General features: G+C 49.3%; 18 protein-coding genes. 10 read left to right on the plus strand and 8 right to left on the minus strand.

Features of this window, described 5'->3' with window-relative positions:
• Nucleotides 1-71 precede the first annotated feature (71 nt).
• Nucleotides 72-239 (minus strand): hypothetical protein, encoded by a 168-nt coding sequence (locus AC4PME_RS14825; RefSeq protein WP_161599088.1) that lies wholly within the window; start codon nt 237-239, stop codon nt 72-74.
• A gap of 113 nt (nt 240-352) precedes the next feature.
• Between AC4PME_RS14825 and AC4PME_RS14830 the strand changes: the two genes are divergently transcribed.
• Nucleotides 353-1,165 carry an ion transporter gene (locus tag AC4PME_RS14830; RefSeq protein WP_119500024.1) on the plus strand — a complete coding sequence of 271 codons (813 nt, stop codon included), beginning with the start codon at nt 353-355 and terminating at the stop codon, nt 1,163-1,165.
• A gap of 86 nt (nt 1,166-1,251) precedes the next feature.
• Here AC4PME_RS14830 and prsT read toward each other — a convergent pair whose 3' ends face one another.
• Entirely contained in the window at nt 1,252-4,032 is a 2,781-nt protein-coding gene (prsT, locus tag AC4PME_RS14835; protein WP_490708335.1) for an XrtA/PEP-CTERM system TPR-repeat protein PrsT, read from the minus strand.
• A gap of 187 nt (nt 4,033-4,219) precedes the next feature.
• On the opposite strand from prsT, the gene AC4PME_RS14840 reads away from it, so the two are divergent.
• From AC4PME_RS14840 to AC4PME_RS14850, 3 genes are all read left to right on the plus strand, one after another.
• Nucleotides 4,220-5,947: a DEAD/DEAH box helicase gene (locus AC4PME_RS14840; protein WP_119500022.1), complete on the plus strand. Its 1,728-nt coding sequence runs from the start codon at nt 4,220-4,222 to the stop codon at nt 5,945-5,947.
• A 149-nt stretch (nt 5,948-6,096) separates the two neighbouring features.
• Nucleotides 6,097-7,482 (plus strand): siroheme synthase CysG, encoded by a 1,386-nt coding sequence (gene cysG / locus AC4PME_RS14845; RefSeq protein ID WP_491045725.1) that lies wholly within the window; start codon nt 6,097-6,099, stop codon nt 7,480-7,482.
• 107 nt (nt 7,483-7,589) lie between these two features.
• Nucleotides 7,590-8,543, plus strand: coding sequence for a hypothetical protein (locus AC4PME_RS14850; protein WP_491045726.1), 954 nt, complete (start codon nt 7,590-7,592; stop codon nt 8,541-8,543).
• Nucleotides 8,544-8,583: 40 nt separating this feature from the next.
• Here the strand turns inward: AC4PME_RS14850 and AC4PME_RS14855 are convergent, their stop codons facing one another.
• Entirely contained in the window at nt 8,584-9,981 is a 1,398-nt protein-coding gene (locus AC4PME_RS14855; protein ID WP_119500020.1) for a PhoH family protein, read from the minus strand.
• 324 nt (nt 9,982-10,305) lie between these two features.
• Here AC4PME_RS14855 and rapA point away from each other — a divergent pair, with 324 nt between their 5' ends.
• From rapA to AC4PME_RS14885, 6 genes are all read left to right on the plus strand, one after another.
• Complete coding sequence (gene rapA, locus AC4PME_RS14860; protein WP_491045727.1) at nt 10,306-13,131, plus strand: RNA polymerase-associated protein RapA; 2,826 nt, start codon at nt 10,306-10,308, stop codon at nt 13,129-13,131.
• 2 nt (nt 13,132-13,133) lie between these two features.
• Nucleotides 13,134-13,859 carry a pseudouridine synthase gene (locus AC4PME_RS14865; protein ID WP_491045771.1) on the plus strand — a complete coding sequence of 242 codons (726 nt, stop codon included), beginning with the start codon at nt 13,134-13,136 and terminating at the stop codon, nt 13,857-13,859.
• Between the two features lie 56 nt (nt 13,860-13,915).
• Nucleotides 13,916-14,797 carry a DUF3530 family protein gene (locus tag AC4PME_RS14870; protein ID WP_161599087.1) on the plus strand — a complete coding sequence of 294 codons (882 nt, stop codon included), beginning with the start codon at nt 13,916-13,918 and terminating at the stop codon, nt 14,795-14,797.
• A 136-nt stretch (nt 14,798-14,933) separates the two neighbouring features.
• Nucleotides 14,934-15,254 carry a hypothetical protein gene (locus AC4PME_RS14875; protein ID WP_119500016.1) on the plus strand — a complete coding sequence of 107 codons (321 nt, stop codon included), beginning with the start codon at nt 14,934-14,936 and terminating at the stop codon, nt 15,252-15,254.
• A gap of 88 nt (nt 15,255-15,342) precedes the next feature.
• Entirely contained in the window at nt 15,343-16,683 is a 1,341-nt protein-coding gene (locus tag AC4PME_RS14880; protein ID WP_119500015.1) for an AmpG family muropeptide MFS transporter, read from the plus strand.
• A gap of 67 nt (nt 16,684-16,750) precedes the next feature.
• A complete protein-coding gene (locus AC4PME_RS14885) occupies nt 16,751-18,937 on the plus strand; it encodes a response regulator (RefSeq protein WP_119500014.1) in 2,187 nt (728 codons plus the stop codon).
• Here the strand turns inward: AC4PME_RS14885 and AC4PME_RS14890 are convergent.
• Genes AC4PME_RS14890 through AC4PME_RS14910 form a run of 5 tightly spaced genes read right to left on the minus strand, consistent with a single transcriptional unit; the run spans nt 18,934 to nt 23,417 of the window.
• Nucleotides 18,934-19,920 carry a sensor domain-containing diguanylate cyclase gene (locus AC4PME_RS14890; protein WP_119500013.1) on the minus strand — a complete coding sequence of 329 codons (987 nt, stop codon included), beginning with the start codon at nt 19,918-19,920 and terminating at the stop codon, nt 18,934-18,936. The two genes, AC4PME_RS14885 and AC4PME_RS14890, sit on opposite strands and share 4 nt — an antisense overlap.
• A complete protein-coding gene (locus AC4PME_RS14895; RefSeq protein ID WP_491045728.1) occupies nt 19,917-20,939 on the minus strand; it encodes a response regulator in 1,023 nt (340 codons plus the stop codon). Before AC4PME_RS14895 ends, AC4PME_RS14890 begins: the two co-directional genes overlap by 4 nt.
• A gap of 9 nt (nt 20,940-20,948) precedes the next feature.
• Complete coding sequence (locus AC4PME_RS14900; protein ID WP_491045729.1) at nt 20,949-21,782, minus strand: thymidylate synthase; 834 nt, start codon at nt 21,780-21,782, stop codon at nt 20,949-20,951.
• Nucleotides 21,783-21,794: 12 nt separating this feature from the next.
• Nucleotides 21,795-22,607 (minus strand): prolipoprotein diacylglyceryl transferase, encoded by an 813-nt coding sequence (gene lgt, locus AC4PME_RS14905; RefSeq protein WP_491045730.1) that lies wholly within the window; start codon nt 22,605-22,607, stop codon nt 21,795-21,797.
• Nucleotides 22,608-22,610: 3 nt separating this feature from the next.
• Nucleotides 22,611-23,417 carry a sulfite exporter TauE/SafE family protein gene (locus tag AC4PME_RS14910; protein WP_491045732.1) on the minus strand — a complete coding sequence of 269 codons (807 nt, stop codon included), beginning with the start codon at nt 23,415-23,417 and terminating at the stop codon, nt 22,611-22,613.
• Between the last annotated feature and the right edge of the window lie 62 nt (nt 23,418-23,479).

Genomic DNA, 23,479 nt, shown 5'->3' on the forward strand with positions numbered 1-23,479 from the left:
ACCCCGTTATCGACATTTACTGTTGCAATAACGAGGCGGACCATACATTTTTGTATGTATATGAAATAAGATTACTGGCCGGCGTTTGCTGAACGGGATTGCAACGCAGAAAGCATGGATAGCAAGTCATGCAGGTCCTCTTTCAGCGAGGAAGCATGCTCTGAAGTGGGAATAAAATTCTCCAGTTTTTCACTGGTATCCAGCAATTTTCCTTGCAAGCCTGATAATGAGTCATCCATTATACATGCCTTCGATGATGTTAACGTTAATGACATTGTAGAAAAACCAACTGCATTTTTGAAACACTCTTGATTCTTAATATTTATACTTAAGTAGTAATTTTGCCAACATCATGAAAGCCACTGAACTCCAGAATCGCTTTGAACGGATCCGTTCTAATAAGACATTTGAGATTTTTGTTATCTCAGTCATCATTATCTCCGCCTTACTGGTCGGCGCCAAAACCTATGATATGCCAAGAGGTTTTGCCTCGGTAACATTAATACTCGACTGGTTTATCAGTGCCTTTTTCCTGACGGAAATCACCATCCGCTTTCTGGCCGAGAAAAACAAAAAGCAGTTCTTCAAAAGTTTCTGGAACTGGTTTGATACCTTGATTGTGATTGTCAGCCTTATCCCGGCTGAAAGCACCGATCTTGCTCTCGTAGGCCGGCTGGTCAGGGTGTTCAGGGTTTTAAGGATGATTTCCATCATACCCGAACTGCGGATCTTACTGGTGTCGCTGGTAAAAGCCTTGCCTCAACTTGGCTATGTCATGCTGCTGATGTTTATCATCTTTTACATCTATGCCGCCGTTGGCAGCACTTTATTTGAGCAAATAAACAGTGAGCTATGGGGCGATATCACTATTTCCATGCTGACGCTGTTCAGGGTAATGACCTTTGAAGACTGGACGGATGTCATGTACGAGACCATGGCAGTGTACCCGCTCAGCTGGCTGTACTATCTCACTTTTATCTTCTTTACGGCGTTTGCCTTCCTCAATATGGTAATTGGTATTGTAGTAGGTGTGATGGAACAGGAAAACGCTGCCGCCCGCCGTGAAGCCGCAGCTGAAAATAATGAGCCCACGCTGAATGATGTGATGGCTGAACTGAAATCACTCCGTGAGACAGTAAACAAGTTGCAAAAATCTCCGGACTGAGCTGTTTAATCCATCACTGTGAAGCATAAAAAAATCCCCGCTGACGACTCAGCGGGGATTTTTGTTTACCCTTCAATACCAGGTGTTCACAGACTGTAGCGAACGCGGATACGTTCCGCCCGCTTCTGCCCGTCGGTTGTCGTGAATTCCTGATTGCGCATTTTACGGCGTGCGACTTCCTTTTTGCCCATATCAAGCAGCAGTTGAACGTAGTTCAGATACACAATATCGGCAACAGGCTGATCATTGACCACCGACTCATACAAAGACAGTGATTCCTCATACTTGTCCTGCTGAATAAGGATCTGCGCCAGTGTATCAACTGAATCCGCATTTTTAGGCTGCAGGCCAACGGCTTTACGGGCCAGTTCCATGGCCTTATTCAGTTCACCATCTTCGTAATACAGGTAAGCCAGGTTATTCAGTACCACAAAGTTCTCCGGCATTTGCTCTAAAATACCGGCGTACACAGATTTCGCCCCTTCTTTATCGGAGCCGATCAACCGCTCGGCCTTTAACATGGCAATGCGGATATCAGCCGGATGTGCCTCAAGGTGACTGTCTATGAACGGGTTAACCTTTGGTGCCTGACCAGACGTTTCGTATGCTGCAACTACCAGCAACGCATTCTGGCTGTTCGGATTGGCGTCATATGCTGTCATGGCATCTTTCACAGCATCCGCGCTCTTACCTTCCAAAATAGCAACACGGGCGTAAATACTGCGAACAAAGGGCAACGCCTTAACGTTTTCCGGCATATCATCCAGAATCGCCTTTGCAGGCTTAGGTTGGCGGGTCATAGCCAGAAAATGGGCTTTCAGTAATTTGACCTGACTGTCAGGCTGTTTCGCCAGAAATGAATTAGTGAGATTCAGCCCCTGCTGATATTGTTGCTGTGCATCTAACAGTAACAACATTCCCAGCACAGCAGTTTTATCCTGAGGATAGAGTTTCAGCCACGCATCGTAATGTGCCGCAGCGCCTTTCACGTCGTTCTGACGGATAAGCGTCTGACCTTTAAGGTTCCAGTATAACTTAGGCGTCTTGACCGTAGCCTGTACCGGCGCCAGCAAACTCATCACTCTGTCATCTTCGTTATTGGCAAAGGCGATACGGCCCGCTAATAAACGTAAATTCAGATCATCCGGCGTTTTCTGGAGCTGATCATAAACACCCTGTGCAACGGCGGCGGCATCAGCTTCATTAGTCTGTACAGCAACTGTGTATAACACATCTCTCGCCTGTACATTACCCGGCTCTTTTTTAAGAATATCATTTAACACCGCTACTGCTGCCGGCACGTCGCTTTCAGACAGAAGTAATCTGGCCTGTACCAGATCGATTTCAGTGGTACCGGGATTAAGCGCCTTTGCTTTTTCAATTTCAGCCAGAGCCCCTTCTTTGTCACCCTGCTTAAACGCAATTTCCGCCAGGAATAAGTGTGGCGTGTGGTTGTCCGGTTCTTTTTCAGCCCATTCCAGCGATGCTGCTTTCGCTTTATCGAGTTTGTTCGTGGTCATATAAGCCGTGATCAACGTACGTTGCGTCACGACAGACTCCGGCGCCATTTTAGCGGCAGCTTCCAGATTCACTAACCCGTCGATATCATTAACCGATAACTGCAGCACACCAAGTCTGGCAAGGTCTTCCGCGGTTTCACTCATGGTGCCGGATTTTTCAATCATGGCTTTGGCGTCTACCACGTTGCCCTGGCGTAACAACTGATAACCGGCTTTTGAAAACAGTGATGCACCGGCTTCACCGTCAACTTCTACCCGGTTCAGGATCTGTGATGCGTCTTCTCCCTGCCCCATCTGTAGTAAGCTGTCGGCCAGCATGCGTAACGCAGGATGATCGGCAGGTAAAGCAGGCGCCACCTCAGACAGGTACTCATTGGCTGCGGCAAAATCCTGCATCTGATAGGCCACATAGCCGCCCAGTAACCTAATCGCCGGATTGTTATTGCCATTACGCATGGCAGTTTCAAGGAAACTCATTGCTTTTTCATAGTTGCCGGCATTAGCTTCGATGATACCTTTATACTGGTTAAGTAACGGATGCTGAGGGTTATTGTTCAGCAGTTCCGTGACCATCGGGTCGGCATCTTCAGTTTTTCCTGCTTCGATTAGCAGCGTGATGTAAGCAAATTTACTGGTTGCATCAGTGGGGTTACCTTCTACGTAGTCTCCGAAGGCATCCATGGCAAGCGCTTTATCACCTGTCGCCAGCGCCAGTTTGCCCAACTGTTGCAACACATCTTTGTTTTGCGGTGCCTGCTCACGCAGGGCTTTTAATGATGAGAGCGCACCTTCTGCATTCTCATTGATAATATCGCGGTAAGTTAACGCCAGCCCCTTATACACTGAACTGGTATCGAGGGTTTCTAACTGATCAATCAGCGCCAGCGCATCTTCATTTTTGCCCAGTTGCGCCATGGCCTGCATTTTGTAGAAGCCAACTTCTGCAGATTCGACAGCCGTCATGCCTTCCATTTGAAAATCAACACCGGCCAGCGCATTTTCAGCACCGGTTTTCTGGTAGGCCACAGAGAGATAAGGAATCACTTCCGAGGCAGACTGCCCCAGATCCAGTGCACGGTTAAGCTCTTTTTCAGCGCCGTCAAAGTCACCGGTTTGCAGATAATATTTACCCAGTTCGAAACGGGGTTCAGGTGCTTTAGGATTACTTTTTATCGCGTTTTTAAACTCGATAATGGCAGCATCACTGTTATTCGCATTGGCGAACTGCTTCGCAGCTTCAAGGTGTTCTTCTGTGGATTTTTTGCCGCAGCCGGTGAGACCCGCAGATAAACATGCAGCAATCGCCAGAGGCACTATTATCCGTTTTCCTGTTTTGTTATAATTCATCCTTTGTACCTTTACTTTCTTGTTTGGTATTCCACTCCTATCTGGAATATAATACCTCTTTAGTAAAACAGCCCGCGCCACCTCAAGATACATGATTCACAGAAGATACATGATTCAGGGGTACTCCGGGTAATCGTGCCGGCGTGTGCCGTGCCCACCTCTTTCATATAATCATTCAGGATCATTAATGACCAATACTGTCGAGCTGACATTTAAAGACCTTAACTTACCAGAAAGCATACTACAGGCTCTGGAGAAAGTTGGCTATGAAAAGCCATCCCCTATCCAGGCTGAAAGTATCCCGCTACTGCTTGAAGGCCATGACCTGTTAGGTCAGGCGCAAACAGGTACAGGTAAGACTGCGGCCTTTGCCCTTCCAATGCTCGCAAATATCGACCCGGAAGCAAAGTTACCGCAATTGCTGGTACTTGCTCCAACCCGCGAACTCGCTATTCAGGTGGCGGAAGCTTTTCAGGTTTATGCCAGCTTTTCGCAAAAAATTAAGGTACTGCCTGTATACGGTGGTCAGTCTTACGATAACCAAATTCGTCAGCTTAAGCGTGGCGTACAGGTTGTCGTTGGTACCCCGGGCCGAATCATCGACCATATTAACCGCAAAACATTAAACTTAAGTGAACTGAAGTTTCTGGTTCTCGACGAAGCTGACGAAATGCTGCGCATGGGCTTCATCGATGATGTTGAAACCATCTTAAGTCATGCTCCGGAAGAAAAGCAGACAGCGCTGTTCTCGGCAACCATGCCCGGACCAATCAAAAAGATTACCCAGCGTTATCTGAAAAATCCGAAGCACGTTAAAATTGAATCGAAAGTTTCAACGGCCAGCACCATCCGTCAGCGTTACTGCCAGGTTGCACCACACCATAAGCTGGAAGCGTTAACCCGTATTATGGAAGTGGAGCCGTTTGACGGCATGATCATTTTCGTACGTACGAAAACGGCGACTGTTGAGTTATCTGACAAATTGTCTGCCCGTGGCTACGATGTTGAGCCACTGAACGGTGATATCCCGCAGAATGCCCGTGAACGCACAGTAGAAAAACTCAAGCAGGGAACTATCGACATTCTGGTTGCAACAGACGTTGTTGCCCGTGGTCTTGACGTTGAACGTGTAAGCCACGTTGTTAACTTTGATATTCCTTACGATACAGAGTCATACGTACACCGTATCGGTCGTACAGGCCGTGCAGGTCGTAGTGGTGAAGCAATTCTGTTCATTTCTCACCGTGAAAAGCGTTTACTTTTCGCCATTGAGAAAACCACGCGTCAGCCCATTGAGCGTATGCCGATTCCTTCAATTAATGAATTGAACGAAACGCGCCTGAGCAAGTTCAAGCAAGCGGTGAGCGAAGCAACCAGTGATGACAGCCTGGAATCTCTGATGCCTATCGTGGAATCTTTGCAACAGGAAACAGAAGCTTCGCCTGAGCGTTTGATTGCCGCACTGATCAAACTGGCACAAGGTGACGAACCGCTGTTACTGAAAGAATCTGACCGTCCTGATTTGCACAGCAAACCACAACGGGAAGATCGTGGTGACCGCGGGCCCCGTGATCGTGGCGACCGTGGCCCCCGAGGTGACAGAGGCGACCGTCGTGGTAAGCGCGCTTCAAGCAAACCTGAAGCCGGCATGCAGCGTTACCGTATTGATGTTGGTCATACTCACGGTGCCAAGCCCGGTAACATTGTTGGTGCAATTGCTAACGAAGGGAATATCAACAGCAAGAACATTGGTGCTATCGAAATTTATGATAAATTCAGCACCGTTGATTTGCCTCAGGGCATGCCCCGTGAAACCAAAGAGCTGCTGCAGAACACCCGCGTAGCCGGACAGAAGTTGTCTATCCGCGAGTGGTCAGATACGCCGCCAAAGCGTCGGGCTCCCCGCAAAAACTAAATGATTAAAGGCAAGCGTTATAGCTTGCCTTTTTTATATGCCATTTGGAAATAAGAAGGCACAAAACAACTCTTTTCTTTCCGTGGAATCCCGTCAAAATAGTCCTATCACCACTGCGTTATTATCTGCGTTACAGGATCCACAGGCACATGCGTTACTTCCCGTTATTTATCGACACTCAACAATCTCATTGCCTGATCGTAGGTGCCGGAGAAGTGGCAGCCCGAAAACTGGAATTGATCCTGAAATCCGAAGCCAGCGTGACTGTTGTCGCGCCATGGATGTGCGACACCGTAAAATCCTACGCGGATAATCCCCGGGTCACACTCATTGAACGTGAATTTGCGGATACTGATCTGACCGAGCAGCAAATGGTATTTGTGGCCACCAGCGAAACCGATATTAATCAGCATATACATGATATTGCCCGTGAAAAAGGCATTCTGGTTAATGTGGTAGATAACACACCACTTTGCCAGTTCATCACGCCCTCGATTATTGACCGTTCCCCCATTGTTATTGCAATGAGCAGTGGTGGTGTCGCTCCGGTATTATTGCGTTATTTACGTCAGAAGCTGGAGTCAGTGATACCGGCAAATATCTCCCGTCTGGGCGCATTTTCTGAGAAATTCCGTGAGAAAGTGAAGTCGTCACTGAAAGGCGTAACGGCCAGACGGTATTTCTGGGAAGATGTATTAGACGGTGATATCGCTGAACTGGTTGAAAAAGGCCAGCCAGAAAAAGCTGATGCACGTTTTCTCGAAGCCTTATCGGCAGCGCAAAGCGAACAAAAAATTGAAGGTCAGGTATACCTGGTGGGTGCCGGCCCGGGTGATCCTGATCTGCTGACATTCCGCGCCCTGCGCCTGATGCAAAAAGCGGATGTCGTGGTTTACGACCGGCTGGTGTCTCCTGCCATTCTGGAGCTGGTGCGCCGGGACGCAGAAAAGATCTATGTGGGCAAGGCGAAAAGTAACCATACTCTGCCTCAGGAGCAAATCAATTCACTGATGGTCGAAGAAGCGAAAAAAGGTAACCGTGTTGTCCGTCTGAAGGGTGGCGACCCGTTTATCTTTGGCCGTGGCGGCGAAGAAATCGAAGAACTGATAGCCGCCGGTATCGATTTTCAGGTCGTGCCCGGCATCACCGCAGCCAGCGGTGCCAGTACTTATGCCGGTATTCCGTTAACTCACCGGGATCATGCCCAGTCTGTTACCTTTGCTACCGGCCATCTGAAAAACGGCACCATTGATTTGAACTGGCCGGCCCTGGCCCATCAAAATCAGACTATCGTGTTCTACATGGGTCTCACCGGCCTGCCTGTTATTTGCAGCAAGCTGATTGAACACGGTTTATCTGCTTCCACGCCCATTGCACTGGTTCAGGAAGCAACCAGAGAGTCTCAGAAAGTCATTACCGGTACTCTGGATACTATCACCGCTCATCCGCAACTGGATGAAATGAAGCCCCCTACACTCATTATTGTGGGCAGCGTAGTCACACTGCATAATAAGCTGGACTGGTTTACTGCTTAACCCTTTGTTAAATTCAGGTTTTGTTCCATACTCTGTGTAATTGCCGGGCATATTGTTCCGGCGGATTTTGACGCATTGCGCCCCGGCGCAAATGGATACGATCTGATATGAATATCTCTCTGCTCCGGTGGTGGTTGTTTTGTTTTATGTTTGCCGCTACCGGCGCCATAGCAGAACAAACGGCTTTTAAAAAAAATACTGCCGGCGGCCAGACAACGTACCAGTACAAGTGGCTTGATGCTCAGGACAGAATCCAGTCTGTCAGTTTTGCGCTGGATAACAAAAAGCTGGCAGCGGGACCACGGGAACAGAAAAATTACCGTCCTGAGCTTGCCATGCGATATGTAACGGTAGAGCTGCTGAATGTGGCCCGTCAGTTCAACCCTAAAGATGCCAATATTCAAATCAGGCAACAGGGCGACAAAGTTTCAATAAAAGTAAAATCCCGTAATAAGGAAAAACTGGCAGTTATTCAGGGCCAGCTGGCGCAAGCGAAGGAAAAAGCATTCAACGATTACCTGCACCAGCACTACTACACACGCTACCGCACATCATTTAATCAGGAAGCCATCAAGCCGGATCATATAAGGTACATTAACGAGATGACCGGCACACTGATCCCGCTCTCACAGGCATTTTACGAGAAAGTGAATGCCCAGGCTGATGCCAGAGAATATTTCAATATACTGCTCAGTTGGGTGCAAAGCATTCCCTACGACGCATTGGATAACCGGGCACAAAGTAACGGTTCAGGCTTTGCGCCACCCGCCCAGTTGCTGGCTGAAAACCGTGGTGACTGTGACAGCAAATCCGTATTAACCGCTTCCATAGCCAGAGCCTTTCTGCCGGACACCGCCATGGTACTGGTGTTATTGCCCGACCACGCCCTGCTGGGCATAGCACTTACACCACGCAAAGGCGAGAGAACCATAAAAGCCGACGGCAAAACATACGTGTTGATTGAACCCACCGGCCCGGCGTTATACGAAGTGGGTGAAATTGCGCCAACCTCTGAATTTGCCGTAGCACAGAAAAAATATACGTTGGAAGAAATTCAGTAAAAAAGGCCGCGCAGAGGCGGCCTGAAAGGAATCATTCAGCTCAGAGTTCCTGCTCGGCAAACTCTGCCAGACGTGAGCGTACCACCCCGTCCAGATTAATCGTGGCGCTGCCAGAGAAATTCTTGAACCTTTCTACCAGATAGGTCAGCCCCGATGTTACCGCTGACAGATAATTGCTATCTATCTGTGCCAGGTTACCCGAACAAATCAGCTTAGTGCCCTCCCCGCACCGGGTAATAATGGTTTTCAGTTGGGCAGCCGTCAGGTTTTGCGATTCATCCAGAATAACTATGGAGTTCTGGATGCTTCGCCCTCGCATAAAGTTTACTGACTTAAACTGGATGTTCGCTTTCTCCATGATGTAGTTCATCGAGCTTTTCGCGTTTTCATCATGCTTATGCAAAACTTCCAGCGAATCGGTGATGGCTGCCAGCCAGGGGGCCATCTTCTCTTCCTCAGTGCCCGGCAGGAAACCGATGGACTCAGCAATTTCCGGCGTAGAACGGGTAACGATAATTTTATCGTACATGTTCTTCTCTACCACCATTTCAAGGGCGGCAGCCAGCGCCAGCAATGTTTTACCGCTACCGGCAGGCCCGGTAAGAATAACCAGGTCTATATGCGGGTCCAGCAGCGAGTGCAGTGCCATTGCCTGGCCAATATTTTTAGGAGATATGCCCCATGCATGGCGGCTCATCAAGCGCTCATAACCTAAATCGAGCACTTCCAGCGTGTCAGAAGTCATATCCTCAACAATACCGGCGAACTGCTGCGTATCGTCCAGCAGGTATTCGTTGATATAGGGATCTTCCATGACATTACGGGGGATCGTGTGGATGGTGTCTCTGCCTTCAGAGCGGCTTTCCACCGATTTCACCTTTTCCCAGAAATTGCCTTCAAATTTATGGAAACCCTTCGACAAGTATTTAATGTCTGTGATGAGCTGGTCGGTACGGTAGTCTTCTACGTGAGCAAGCCCTGCGCCTTTTGCTTTCAGGCGCATGTTCAGATCTTTCGTCACCAGCACAACTTGCTGGGGTGCATAGGTTTTCTGCAGATGCAGCGCCACATTGATAATACGGTTGTCATTTTCGTTGCTGGTAAATATTTGCTGGGATTCAGCCATATTCAAATCAGCGAAAATAGACAGTGCACCAGTGGGTTTATTTTCTCCTGCACCCAGCCCTTCAAGGGATACGCCTGCCAGCATGTCTTCCGGGGTGGCGTCATGGAGTAAGTCTTCCATTGAGCGGATTGACACTCTGGCATCACGGGCAACGTCTTTTTTACTGTCTTTGATGTAATCGAGTTCTTCAAGAACAGTCATCGGAACGACAACGTCATTTTCTTTGAATGAGAGAAATGCAAGGGGTTCGTGTAGCAGAATATTCGTATCTAAAACGTAGATCTTTGTTTCTGTGGATTTTTTTCTTGGCATCCTTCGCTCCGTCAAGAGTAAAACCTCGCCCGCCTGATTACTGACGTGCAATCAAGAGTCCCGCGAAGGAGAAGATGCCTGTGTCGAACCGGACGCTCAACTCCATGTCGCGTCGACCTTCAAATTAACCATAATCCAGTTTTCCCGGCTTGGCTATTAATTTCTTTTCTGATTGCGCGGGTGGCAAAGCCGATCCGGAATTCATCAACAGTCCGTCAGCCTTCGGCTACACTTCTGTGAAACTTACCCGGTATGGTACTTCACGGCTTTATTCGTACAGCGGTGTTCAGTACAATACCGGCCGCTAAAATAAAGGGTGGTAATATGAGTTCTGTAAATACGTTTTCAGCCGGTCAGCGCTGGTTGAGTAACACTGAGTCTGAATTAGGTTTAGGGGCTGTGCTCAGCGTCGATTTTCGTTCTGTTGAGATACTTTTTCCTGCAACCGGTGACAGCCGTATTTACACGAAGGACAACGCCCCTCTCACCCGTCTTATCTTTACTGAAGGCGACGTCATTACCAGCGAAGAAGGCTGGACTTTACAAATACAAAAAGTAGAAGAAAGCAACGGTGTACTGATTTATCACGGATTGCGTGAGGACACCAAAGAAACGGCGCGACTGCCGGAAACCTTTCTCGACCATCACATCCGGCTGAACCAGCCGGAGCAGCGTTTATTTAACTTTCAAACCGATACCCCAAAGTGGTTCGAACTGCGCCAGAAAGCACTGGAACACCAGCATGCGTACCTGAAATCAGGCACGATTGGCTTGTCTGGTGCGCGGATTGAATTGATCCCTCACCAGTTACATATTGCCTCTGAAGTGGGTAACCGCCATGCACCACGGGTATTGCTTGCCGATGAGGTGGGATTGGGTAAAACCATTGAAGCCGCACTGGTTATTCACCGCCAGTTAAAAACCGGCCGGGCCCAGCGGGTACTCATTGTCGTACCGGATTCCCTGGTCCATCAGTGGCTGGTTGAAATGCTGCGCCGGGTAAATCTTGCCTTCGCTATTTTTGATGAAAGCCGTTGCGATGCGCTGGACGAGTCGGGCACGAACCCGTTTGAGAACGAACAGCTGGTACTGTGCAGTATCAGTTTCTTAAAAGACAATCCTAAACGCCACCAGCAAGCCCTTGATGCCGGCTGGGATTTACTGGTTGTCGACGAGGCCCATCATCTGGCCTGGTCCAAAGATGCGCCTTCTGAAGAATATCAACGCATTGAGGCGCTGGCAGAAATCACCGCCGGCGTTCTGCTGTTAACAGCTACCCCTGATCAGCTGGGACATGAGAGTCACTTTGCCCGACTGCGACTGTTAGATCCTGCCAGGTTCCATGATTACAATCACTTCCTTGAAGAAGAAAGTCAGTACAGTGCACTGGCAGAGGCAGTGTCACCGTTACTCACAGACGAGCCGTTATCTGCTGACGCAAGAGAAAAACTCACGTCTCTCGCGCCTGAGATAACCGGCCGCTACAGCGATATGGATGAACCGGCCACACGTAAAGCCATTCTCAGCCAGCTGATTGATACACACGGCACAGGCCGGTTGTTATTCCGTAACCGTCGCGCCGGTATTGAAGGTTTCCCGGTAAGAATGCTGAACAGCTATCCGTTACCTCTGCCGGAAATGTACGACAGTGCCGTCTGCGGCGGGGAACTCTTCGACGCGTTATATCCGGAGCGCCAGAGCGCGCTGGTTAACAGCTGGACCGATAACGACCCCCGTGTTGACTGGCTACTGGAGTTTTTACCCTCAGTCCGCCCTGCCAAAGTTCTGCTGATTTGTGCCGACAAACGCACCGCACAGCAACTGGGTGAAGTGATCAGAACCCGCAGCGGTATTCGCCAGAGTGTATTTCATGAAGGCATGAGTATTGTAGAGCGGGATAAAGCGGCCCACTATTTCTCCGACCCGGAAGAAGGGGCGCAGATCTTACTGTGTAGTGAAATTGGCAGCGAAGGCCGTAACTTCCAGTTTGCCCATCATCTGGTGCTGTTTGATTTACCGCTTACACCGGACTTACTGGAACAGCGTATCGGTCGTCTGGACCGCATTGGCCAGACAAAAGATATTCAAATCCACGTGCCTTACATCAGTCAGTCTGCCCAGGAAGTGCTGTTGAAATGGTATCGTGATGGGTTAGGTGCTTTCTCACATACCTGCCCCACCGGCTCAGGTGTATTCGAAGAAGTGCAGGCGCAATTGGTGGAAGCCTGTCTTGACCCTGAAAACGAAGCGCTGGTTTCTGAACTGGTTACCACCAGTAAAGCCCTGAATGACACACTGAAAGCCAAACTGGATGCCGGCCGCGATCGTCTGCTGGAATTGAATGCGTCAGGGGAAGGTAAGGTAGACGGGCTGCTCGAAGAAATTGTTGAGCAGGATGCATCTGTTGAGCTGTCCCGCTTCATGGGCCGCCTGTTTGATGCCCTTGGCGTTAATCAGGAAGAGAAAGGTAATGACTGTTTCATTCTGACCCCGTCAGAATCGATGGTTAACCACCTTCCGGGTCTGGATCCTGAAGGTATGACAGTCACCTATCGCCGCCGCGTTGCCACCACGCTTGAGCATGTGCACTTTTTAAGCTGGGACCATCCGCTGGTCCACAATGCCATCGATATGGTATTAACTGATGTACTGGGTAAAGCCAGTGTCGGGTTTATCGCTGATAAAGGTTTGCCGAAAGGGGCATTCTGGCTGGAGTCACTGTTTGTACTTCAGGCAAATGCAGATCGCCAGTTGCAACCGGGCCGCTTCCTGCCGGCAACACCGCTGCGCATTTGTACCGACGGCCACGGTAAACCGGTAGACCTGGTCTTTGATGCCCCCCGTAAAGCCGGCAGAAAAATTGTTCAGCAACTGATTCAGGCATTGCAACAACCGCTGACACTGCACATTGAAAAAGCCACCGCAGCGGCTCAGCAACAAGCGAACCAAATTCAGCATGATGCCATTGAAACCATGCAGGCAACCCTTAGCGCAGAAGCCCGCCGCTTACGGGATTTACAGGCACAGAATCCGTCAATACGGGACAGTGAAATCGAATTTATTGAGACCCAGCTGACGGGCTTAACCGCCGCGCTGCAGTCTGCATCAGTTCAACTGGAAGGGCTGCGTATCGTGGTGAATAATCCGTGAGTATGCCTGCCGGTAAAAAGCCGTTTATTTACAATCCACCCATGTCACCTTATTTGTCACTGGTGTATTACGACAATGACATTGTGGTGGCAAATAAACAAAGTGGCCTGTTAAGTGTGACGGGTATCCAGCCCGCCCACAAAGATGCGCTTATCAGCCGCGTGCAAAAAGTGCTGCCTTCTGCCACCGTGGTTCACCGGCTGGATATGGCAACCTCCGGCATTATGGTAATGGCACTTAATAAAGAGGCTCACCGCCGGCTCTCAAAGCAGTTTCAGGACAGGCTGACGAAAAAGCGTTACTACGCCAGGGTCGATGGCACAGTGGCGGATGATGAAGGAATTATTACCCTGCCACTGATTGTGGACTGGCCTAACCGCCCCAAACAGAAAGTAGACTTTGAGAATGGTAAGCCCTCACTAACACATTACCGTGTTATCAGACGTCTTGACGGAGAAACCTGGGTTGAGCTGCTGCCGGTCACCGGCCGCTCTCATCAATTGCGGGTGCACATGCTGTCACTGGATCATCCCATCCTGGGTGACAGGTTATATGCTCATGATGAGGCCAGAGCGAAGGCTCCCCGCCTTCAGCTCCATGCCGAAACGCTGATCCTGCAACATCCTTCTTCGGGAGAATGGAAACGGTTTACCAGCGATTTGCCATTCATGGACTATCAACCTGACACGCTGCCACTTCCGGGGTCGGACGACATCAACCCGGATTAAGTTTTGCTTTGCACTGCCGATAACCTGTTTAGCCAGATTTGTTAACCGGAGTCCCAGTGTTCCGCTCTATAGTGTGTGTTCTTTTATTGCTGACCGGCAGTACACGGGCCGGCATACTTGCAGACGATATTCGTCAGCAGTATTTGCCGTCTGAGTACGAAACCGTACTCGCCGGTGAAGAAGACATTCCGGTTTTCTCCGCGCAGCCCACCACCACCCTCAGTCGCGGTGTAGCGATTATTTTTATGGATACAGGCTACCAGGGCCTGACCTTACAAAATGCACAGCAACTGGCTGCCAGACTTAATCAGTGGGGCTGGCACACCCGTATTGTACCGTCTCCGGTAAGTTTAAATCCGCCGGCTACAACCCCTGTTACGGAAACAGCTTCCCCTGCGGACAGCACCGGAAATGATGAAGTGCAAAGCAATAGTGATACGCTGAGTGCACTGATGCATCCCAGGGCCTGGGCGGGTTCACCGGTAGCCGATGCCGGTACGAGCCAGACGATGATGGCTTTGATAGCCGGTGCAGTCTTTCGCAGTGTGGATGATGTACCGGGTTTCAGACTGGTGATCAGTCAGGGAATGGGCGCAGCGCAATTTCTTTCCCTGGCCGTTACCGATAATGTGCCCCCGCCTGATGGTCTCGTGGTGATAAGTCCCTACTGGCCCCAGAGCGGCCTGCAGCAAAATATATCAGAGCAACTTGCCAGTACATTGTTTCCGGTACTTGATTTACAGCTGCCGGGATCGACTCCCTGGACTGCCGGAGCCCCTGCTATCCGCCGGACAGACGCCACGAAAGCGCTAAAACTTCACTACCGGCAGAAGCAGTTAGGTGCATCAGTAAATCTCGCCAGCACGTTCGGAAACTCGGCGTTCAGTAACAGCCTCAGCAAAGAAATTTATGGCTGGGTAAATTACCTGGGCTGGTAAAGAACCGGCAAGCGGAAGTCAATGGTGATTTTTTACAAGGAAATCAAAAGCCTGTTTACTTTTGTTTACAAATCACACAAAATACCCGGTTAACGACTATACTAACTAATCATTTGGGTATCAGGCAGCGCCGACTATGCTTTTGTCATTTGTTGATACCAAGGCCGCGCAGCTATGCTTTTATCTTCGCGGTTTTTGGCAAGACGAAATACCACATTCTGAGGTAGAAATATTCTTCTGGGACACTATGGAAGAATGGAGCCTGGTTCATTACGACCTCGATCAGCCATACACTCAAAGAGAACGTGTATTCTGGCATGTACTGCATCAACTTCACTTCTGGTCTGAAGAAAAACTCAAATACGACCCTTTTCTGGTAGAAGAACTGACCACCTGCACCGCTTTTCTGGAAGGCAAAGGTACCTGTCCTCTCGACTGCGTAGGCATCCGTCCCTGAACGACCTTTCACAATTGTTTACGGCGGTTGTGTTTCCTCCCGTTACATGATCAAATACTCTTTTGGTTACTGACCGGTAAGTTTTCTTATGCGTTTTATCCAGTCCTTTGCTGACCGGCGGCTCTTCAGTATTTTCGTATTCGGTATTGCCAGTGGTTTTCCCTGGGTCATGATCAGTTCTGTCATGACTGCCTGGCTAAAAGATGAAGGTTTATCCCGTACAGATATCAGCTTATTCGGCAGTATATTTGCGGTTTATGCGATAAATTTTCTCTGGTCCCCCCTTCTGGATCGTATCCGTCTGCCCTTGCTAGGTCAGCGCAAAGGCTGGATTTTTCTGATGCAGGGTATCATCGTAGCCTGCTGTGTGATGATGAGCATGCTGGACGCCAGTCACTCATTATTCTACGTTGCCCTTTTCGGTCTCAGTATCGCTTTGTGTTCCGCTACTCAGGATATCGCGATTGATGCTTACCGGATCGATATTATTAACGATGATGAAAGAGAGAAACTGGCTGCAGGCTCATCTATGGCTACCGCCGGTTGGTGGACTGGTTACGGCGGTCTGGGCGCACTGCCTTTCTTCATTGCCGACTGGACAGGCTGGGCCTGGAATGACATCTATTTATTGCTGGCCGGCGTAATGGGCACCATTATGATATTCACCCTGTTTGCACAGGAGCCGGTTACAGACCGTGCAGCACAGCTCAAAGCTGCAACAGAATATTATCAGAAGGCCCTGGGCGCTGATCCGCAAAGTGCAGGCTTTGTGCAGAAAGCCGGCGCGTGGTTTTTTGTTACTCTGGCAGAGCCATTCCGCGAATTTTTTACCCGTAACGGAACGCGGCTGGCATTATCACTATTGCTCTTTATCTTCCTGTTTAAAATCGGTGAAGCCTTTCTGGGTCGCATGAGTCTTCAGTTCTACATTGAGCTGGGATTCAGTAAAAGTGAAATTGGCGGATATTCCAAACTGCTGAACTGGTGGGTGACCATTTTGTTTTCTGTCATTGGCGGTATGGTAACCATCCGCTATGGCATCTATCGCGGGTTGTTTATTGCCGGTATTGCCATGGCAGCCAGCAACCTGATGTTTTCACTGATGGCCTGGGTGGGGCCGGATAAAACCTTATTTGCTCTGACGATTATCGTCGACGGTTTCACAGCAGCCTGGAGTACCGTTGCCATGGTCGCATTCATTTCGCTGATGTGTAACCGCACCTTTTCAGCCTCCCAGTACGCGTTAATGGCGTCGTTAAGTGTGGCAGGGAAAAACCTGCTGGCATCAGGCAGTGGTTACATAGTGGATAAGCTGGACGGCGACTGGTCGACCTTTTTCATCATTACCGCCTTGATGGTGATACCCAGTTTATTGTTTTTGCGGGCGATTAAACCCCACATTGTGAAAGCAGAACAGCAGGCACAATAATGCCGGATTACTGGTAATTTGAAATTTAACAACTACGCTTTATAAACATCAACACGTACCTTCATTCATGCTGACCATTGAAGATTTAAAAGGGAAAATCAGGCGAACTTACCTTGTTGCACTAAGTGCTATTGCACTGTTACTCACAGTGTACTTTGCATGGACTCAGCAGTATCTCGTTTCGACCCAAATACAACCTCAGATAATCAATATTGCAGGAAAGCAGCGCATGTTGTCTCAGCGCATCGCATTTCTGCAAAACCTGCTTGTGTCTGAAGATGACCGCGCCCGCAGAGTATCACTGAAGTCGGAGCTTGTTGACCGGACACGGGAGTTTGCCAGAAGCCATGAAGTACTGGTTGCCAGGCAATCTCTGAATGGCTTATTTACCCCCTTATCCGGTGCTCTGGAAACACTTTATTTTTCGAAAGAAAGTGACCTTGATTCCCATGCCCTTGAGTATGCTGACCGGGCTCTGGAACTTGCCAGTATGCCGGATTCTGCTCTGACCTCTGCGTCTCCGGTCAGCCTTTCTGAAGCCACTGAGCTGCTGGAAGATCTCGACCATGCGGTACTGCTTTTTGAACAGCAACTCTCTGCTGAGTTGAGATTTAACCAGTGGATGTTACTGGGAATCTGGTTCATCACTCTGGGCTTGTCTTTGCTCACTGTGTTGTTGCTCTTCAGACCGTTGAAAAATCTGGTGCTGGAGCAATTTAATCTGGTTCAGGAAGCGAAGCGGGATGTGGAATTCGAACGTGAACAAACGAATAAGGTGGTATCCACCAAGGAAGAGTTTTTGGCCAGTATGAGTCATGAATTCCGTTCGCCGATTTCAGCCATTATCGGTGCGTTAGAGCTTATGCCAAACATGCAATCCAGACAGGGTCAGTTGATTCAGAAAGCAGAACAAAGCTGCTATCGCCTGCTTATGCTGACAAGCAACCTGGTGGATAGCATGCAGTCGAAACAAATTGATGAGGTGTTTGTAAATGAAGATTTTGACCTCATCCGGTTACTGGACGATGCGCTCAGCCAGTTTGCTTACAATTGCCAGCAAAAAAACCTGCATTATCAGGTAAAGAACGAGAGTACTCTGCCCCACTATGTGAACGGAAACTCATCCAGTCTGATTAAAGCACTCAAAAATATTCTGGATAATGCGGTTAAATTCACTCCTGAAGGCTCAGTATCAGTATACAACCGTCTGTCTGTCAGTGACGGAAAGCTGCTGTTGACGATTCGTGTGGTTGATACCGGCATCGGCATCCCCGAAAGCGACCTGCATAATATATTTCAGCGCTTCTACAAGGCTCACGGCAATTCAAGGTTATACAGCGGAGCAGGCGTGGGATTATATGCATCCCGCACTTTGGTGGAACAGGCGGGCGGCACTATCACGGTTACCAGCGCACTTCATAACGGGTCGGAGTTTACGTTGAATGTACCGCTCAACGCAGCCAAAGGTGATACCCGCGAGGCGAAAAAGCCTGTATCGTCCTCAAAATTTGCCGTTGTTGATGACCAGGAAATCACCCGCATTCACTTATCCCACATGATTGAGAGTGAAGGCTATCACGTTGATACCTACCTGTCGGGTGCTGATTTGCTGGCCAATCAGGATAAACTGAAAACCTATGACGGCATCATCACCGACTATTACATGCCGGGTATTAATGGCGCTGAATTAGCCAATTATCTGCAAGCTATGCTGGGTGAGCGGATGCCTCCGGTCATTATGGTTTCGGCTGCGCCGCAAATTGCCAATATTATTGCCAACTCCAACATTCCGGCCTGGCAGGTGTTTGTTAAACCCATCGACAGGAACCGTTTTATCGACTCCATTCACCATCTGAGTCTCAATAAAGGCAAATCTTTCAGTCAGTCAGACAAAGTCAGTGTGCTTATCGTCGAGGACGAGCCTATTAATGCTGAGATCCTGCGGGATATGGTGGAAAACCTGGGCTATGACGTTACCCTTGCAGAGGACGGTGAGAGCGCACTGTCGAGAGCCGGCGAGGAAGAGTTCAGTATTATTTTACTGGATCTCAATTTGCCGGATATGAGCGGCTTTGAAGTAGCAACAATACTCAAAGAACGTGGCTGCAAATCCCATCTGGTGGCCGTTACGGCCAGTGCTTATGAAAGCGATAAACAACGCTCAATGGAAGTAGGTATGCGTTACCATCTGGTGAAGCCGGTCGCCTATCAGGAACTGAAAAATACCATGAAGCTGCTGCTGGCGGTGTCTTAACCCTGCAACTGCCCTATTTGCTCTTCGTTTTCGTGATGCCATACAGATACCCGGTTACGGCCACTATTCTTAGACATATATAACGCCTGGTCGGCTTCTTCCAGCCATGCCATAGAAGAATTGACCGGTTTGCGGAATTCACTGAGGCCGATACTGACTGTGAAGCAGATTTGATGCCCTTCATGATCAATCACCATGGCTTCCGCCAGCCGGCGGATGCGCTCAGCAACCTTAAGCGCGTTTGATGCAGTTGAATCCACCAGGATCACCGCAAACTCCTCCCCGCCGTAACGACCGGCCAGATCGGTTTCACGGATACTTTTCTGGATAACTCTGGCCAGCGTTTTTATCACCAGATCACCGGCCTGGTGCCCGTAGGTATCATTGATTTTTTTGAAGTGGTCAATATCCAGCATACAGGCTGTCGATACAGTTTCACGGCGCTGAGACAACTTAAACAGACTATCAAACCGCTCCTGCCAGTAGCGACGGTTGAATAAACCGGTCAACCCGTCCACCCGGCTCATATGCTGTAATTCGTCATTCAGACGCTCTACCCGAAGCTTACTCAATGCCTGATCTGTTACGTCATACACCAGCATACACAGCTTGTTTACCGTGCCATCCGGTGAAGAAAGCGGAAACATGGTCACGTTCTGGAACATGTAAAGGGCATCAGATGTAATAGGCCGGCTCGTGCTGAAGCGGAACAAATACGGACGCTGCTCCCAGATAATAAAGACAGGGGTCTTCAGATTGAAAACCGGGTCAGCTTTACTTCTGAGCCACTGTTCATCTATCTCATCAAACAAAGAAAAAAGCTTTTTACCGCTAACCTGACCCGGCCGCAGATCGGCGTGATTCTCCATAAACTGATTCCACACTTCGATGGTGAAATCTTTGTCCATTACCACTATGCCCACCTCAACAGAACTCAAAAGATCCTGTTGCCAGTGCATACTAATCAGTTCATCAGAAATCATGCTACATATTCCTCATCGACCAGGCGGGAATAAATCTTGGCCATCGATTGCTCCGGAAACAGTAACAACAGATCAAAACGGATATCCCGGCTTTTGATGGCATAGGCAATTTCAATCGCCATGACTTTCCCCCAGCGACTCGCATTATTATTCAACATACTTTCAAACCCGCTGTGCTGTCCCAGCAATATGGGATGACTATGGCTGAAGGTTACATTCAGTTGGGCAGATAATGCGTTAAGACAGGCACCGGTAAGAATATTGGATACGTCCATTAACGCTTCGAGTTGCTGATCTTCTGTGGCGACCTGGTCGTTGTAATTCAGCAGCCGGATAATATTTTCCATTTTGGTGTCACTGAAAATCACCAGTGCTTCACCCTTAATGCCCGCGCTGGTAAAACCTTTGGAAACGGCTGAAACCCGCTGATTCTGATGTGCTTCAGCCAGCGCCATATGCAGTTCTGTGGCTTCAATGACATTAACATTGGGAATAGGCAAATCGATAAATTCACCGAGCAACCGGGCAAGGCTCTCACCGGCCTGCCCCATGGCAACATTTACCAGTTCGCGGTAGGCATCCAGTTGCTCATCTGCGGTATTTTTTTGCGTGCCGGCCAGTTGCAACGTTCGGTTCTGCGCACTGCTGTCACCGCTGTAAATACCGTACTGACGCAATAAGGCAGTGAGTTTCTGGTTGTCCATCGGCTTGCGGATAAAATCCAGCGCCCCCAAAGCTACCATGCGTTCCCGCGCTTCAGGCTGTACATCACCGGACACCACAATCACCAGACAAGGCAAATCCTGTTCACGGATGGCTTTCATGGTTTCATAGCCATCCATCACCGGCATGTTTAAATCAAGAAACATCACATCGGCTTTGCCTGCACGGATTGCGTCAAGGGCTTCCTGACCGTTACCGGCAAACGAAATACTCACATCCCAGCCATCAGGAATGGAACGGGCCATTTGCTTGCGTGCGAAGCCTGAGTCATCGCAAATCAGTACCGGTGTGGTCATTTCTGCCCCTTAAATAGCAACAGGCGCTTTAATGTGCGGATGAGCCTGGTAATTTACCAGTTCAAAATCATCAAACTTGAAACCGAACAAGTCTTTCACTGCCGGGTTTATGTTCATTTGCGGCGATGGAAACGGCTCTCTGGCTAACTGGATCTCTGTTTGTTCCAGATGGTTGGAATACAGATGAGCATCACCCAGGGTATGAATAAATTCACCGGGTTCCAGATCACATACCTGCGCCACCATCAGAGTCAGTAACGCATAGCTGGCAATATTGAAGGGTACACCCAGGAACACATCACCGCTGCGCTGATATAACTGGCAGGACAATTTACCGTTCAGCACATAAAACTGAAACATGGTATGACACGGCGGCAAAGCCTGTCTGCCGTTGGCTGCATTTTCTTTGGGCGAAACAGACGTATCAGGTAATACGGCAGGATTCCATGCACTGACAATCAACCGGCGGGAATCGGGATTACTTTTGATTTGCTCTACTACGTCTTTAATCTGATCGATTGTGGTGCCGTCTCCGGCATCCCAGCTGCGCCACTGATGGCCATAAACCGGCCCCAGCTCGCCCTCATCTGTTGCCCATTCATCCCAGATTGAAACACCGTTTTCTTTGAGATAACGAATGTTGGTTTCACCTTTAAGAAACCATAACAACTCATGAATGATAGACTTCAAATGACACTTTTTGGTTGTGACCAGCGGAAACCCTTTCGCAAGGTCGAAACGCATCTGATAGCCAAATACACTTAACGTGCCGGTACCCGTACGGTCTTCTTTTTTTACGCCATGCTCTTTCACATGACGCATCAGTTTGAGGTATTCTTTCATACTTGCTTTTTCTTATGATTGTTCTGATTTTTGTACCGGCGATTTACGCATGTAAGTCCATACCATCAGGCCGGCGCCGAGCAGGATCATGGGAACACAGAGTAGTTGCCCCTGGCTCAGACCCACGGAATACAAACCGATGTGCTGATCCGGCTCACGGAAGTACTCAACGATGAAGCGGAAACAGCCGTAACCGAGCAGGAATAAACCGCCTACCGCACCCGTAGGACGCGGCTTCGCAGAAAACAGCCAGAGAATAGTAAACAGTAACACACCTTCAAGCGCGAACTCATACAATTGAGACGGGTGACGGGGCTGCTCTCCTGCGCCGGGAAAAATAATCGCCCAGGGCACGTCGGCAGGACGCCCCCATAATTCGGCATTCAGGAAGTTACCTATTCTGCCGGCTCCAAGACCAATGGGGACAAGAGGCGCAACAAAATCACCGATTTGCAGGAACGTGGCGTTCATTCTCTTTGCCTGCCATGCCAGTGCAACCAGTACCCCCAGAAGCCCGCCATGGAAAGACATACCACCTGTCCATATTCTGAAAAGATAAGTAGGATCTTCCAGGAACATACCGAACTGATAAAACAGTACATAGCCGATACGACCACCTAAAATCACCCCCACGAATCCCCAGAACAGCAGGTCGCTCAACTGGTCACGGGTCCAGTTAGTTTGTGACAGGCGTTTTTGCGCCAGCATATATGCAGCCACAAAACCCACAAGGTACATCATACCGTACCAGCGCACACTCAACGGGCCGATGCTAAATATAACCGGGTCTATGTTGGGAAAGACCAGATAACTACTTTCTGCCATGGTTTATTCTATTCCTACAATCATTCTTATACTTACCAGCACCAGCAGGCAGGCGAGCATTTTCTTCAATAAAACAGTATTCATCCGCTGACCCAGACGGGCGCCGATATTGGCGGTAAATACCGAGGTACACACAATACCTAAAGTTGCCGGCCAATACACGTAACCTATCGAGTTTTGCGGAAGTCCGTCGACGGCTGAACCGGTAAGTATAAAGCTGGCGGTCCCAAACAGTGCGACGACCAGTCCGCTGAATGCTGCGCAGCCGATTGCCTGCCGTACATTCACCTGAAACCACACCAGTGCCGGTACCAGCAGAGCGCCACCGCCAATGCCCATTAATGCACTGACACAACCGGTTCCCGCGCCCACAGAAACCAGTGCGGGTTTACCGGCTTTATGAGAAGAGACCTGTCTGCGGCCAAATACCATCTGTGCAGCCACTGCTATTACCAGCACCGCAAAGATATTTTTCAATGTATGTCCCGATATAGCGCTGGCGACGTGAGCGCCGGCTATGGCCCCGAAGGCAATACCAATACTGCTCCAGATAACAATATGACGGTCGAGATTACCCAGTTTGTGATGGGCCAGCGCGGAGGATAACCCGGTAAAAATAATGGTCGATAACGAGGTGGCAACAGCCATAGGCATAACGGTATCGGTATTTACGCCAAGGAAGTGTACCAACAGGTAGGAAAGACAGGGAACGATAATAAGACCGCCGCCGATGCCGAGCATCCCGGCGAGCAGGCCAACAACCAGGCCTAAGGCCATACAGCAAAAGAAAAGTATTAAAAAAGGGTCCATGCGCCGCATCCGGATTGACGAGGCGCGTAGCGTATCACAGAACCATGACGATTTGTGTTTCT

Source organism: Alteromonas sp. (assembly GCF_984505615.1).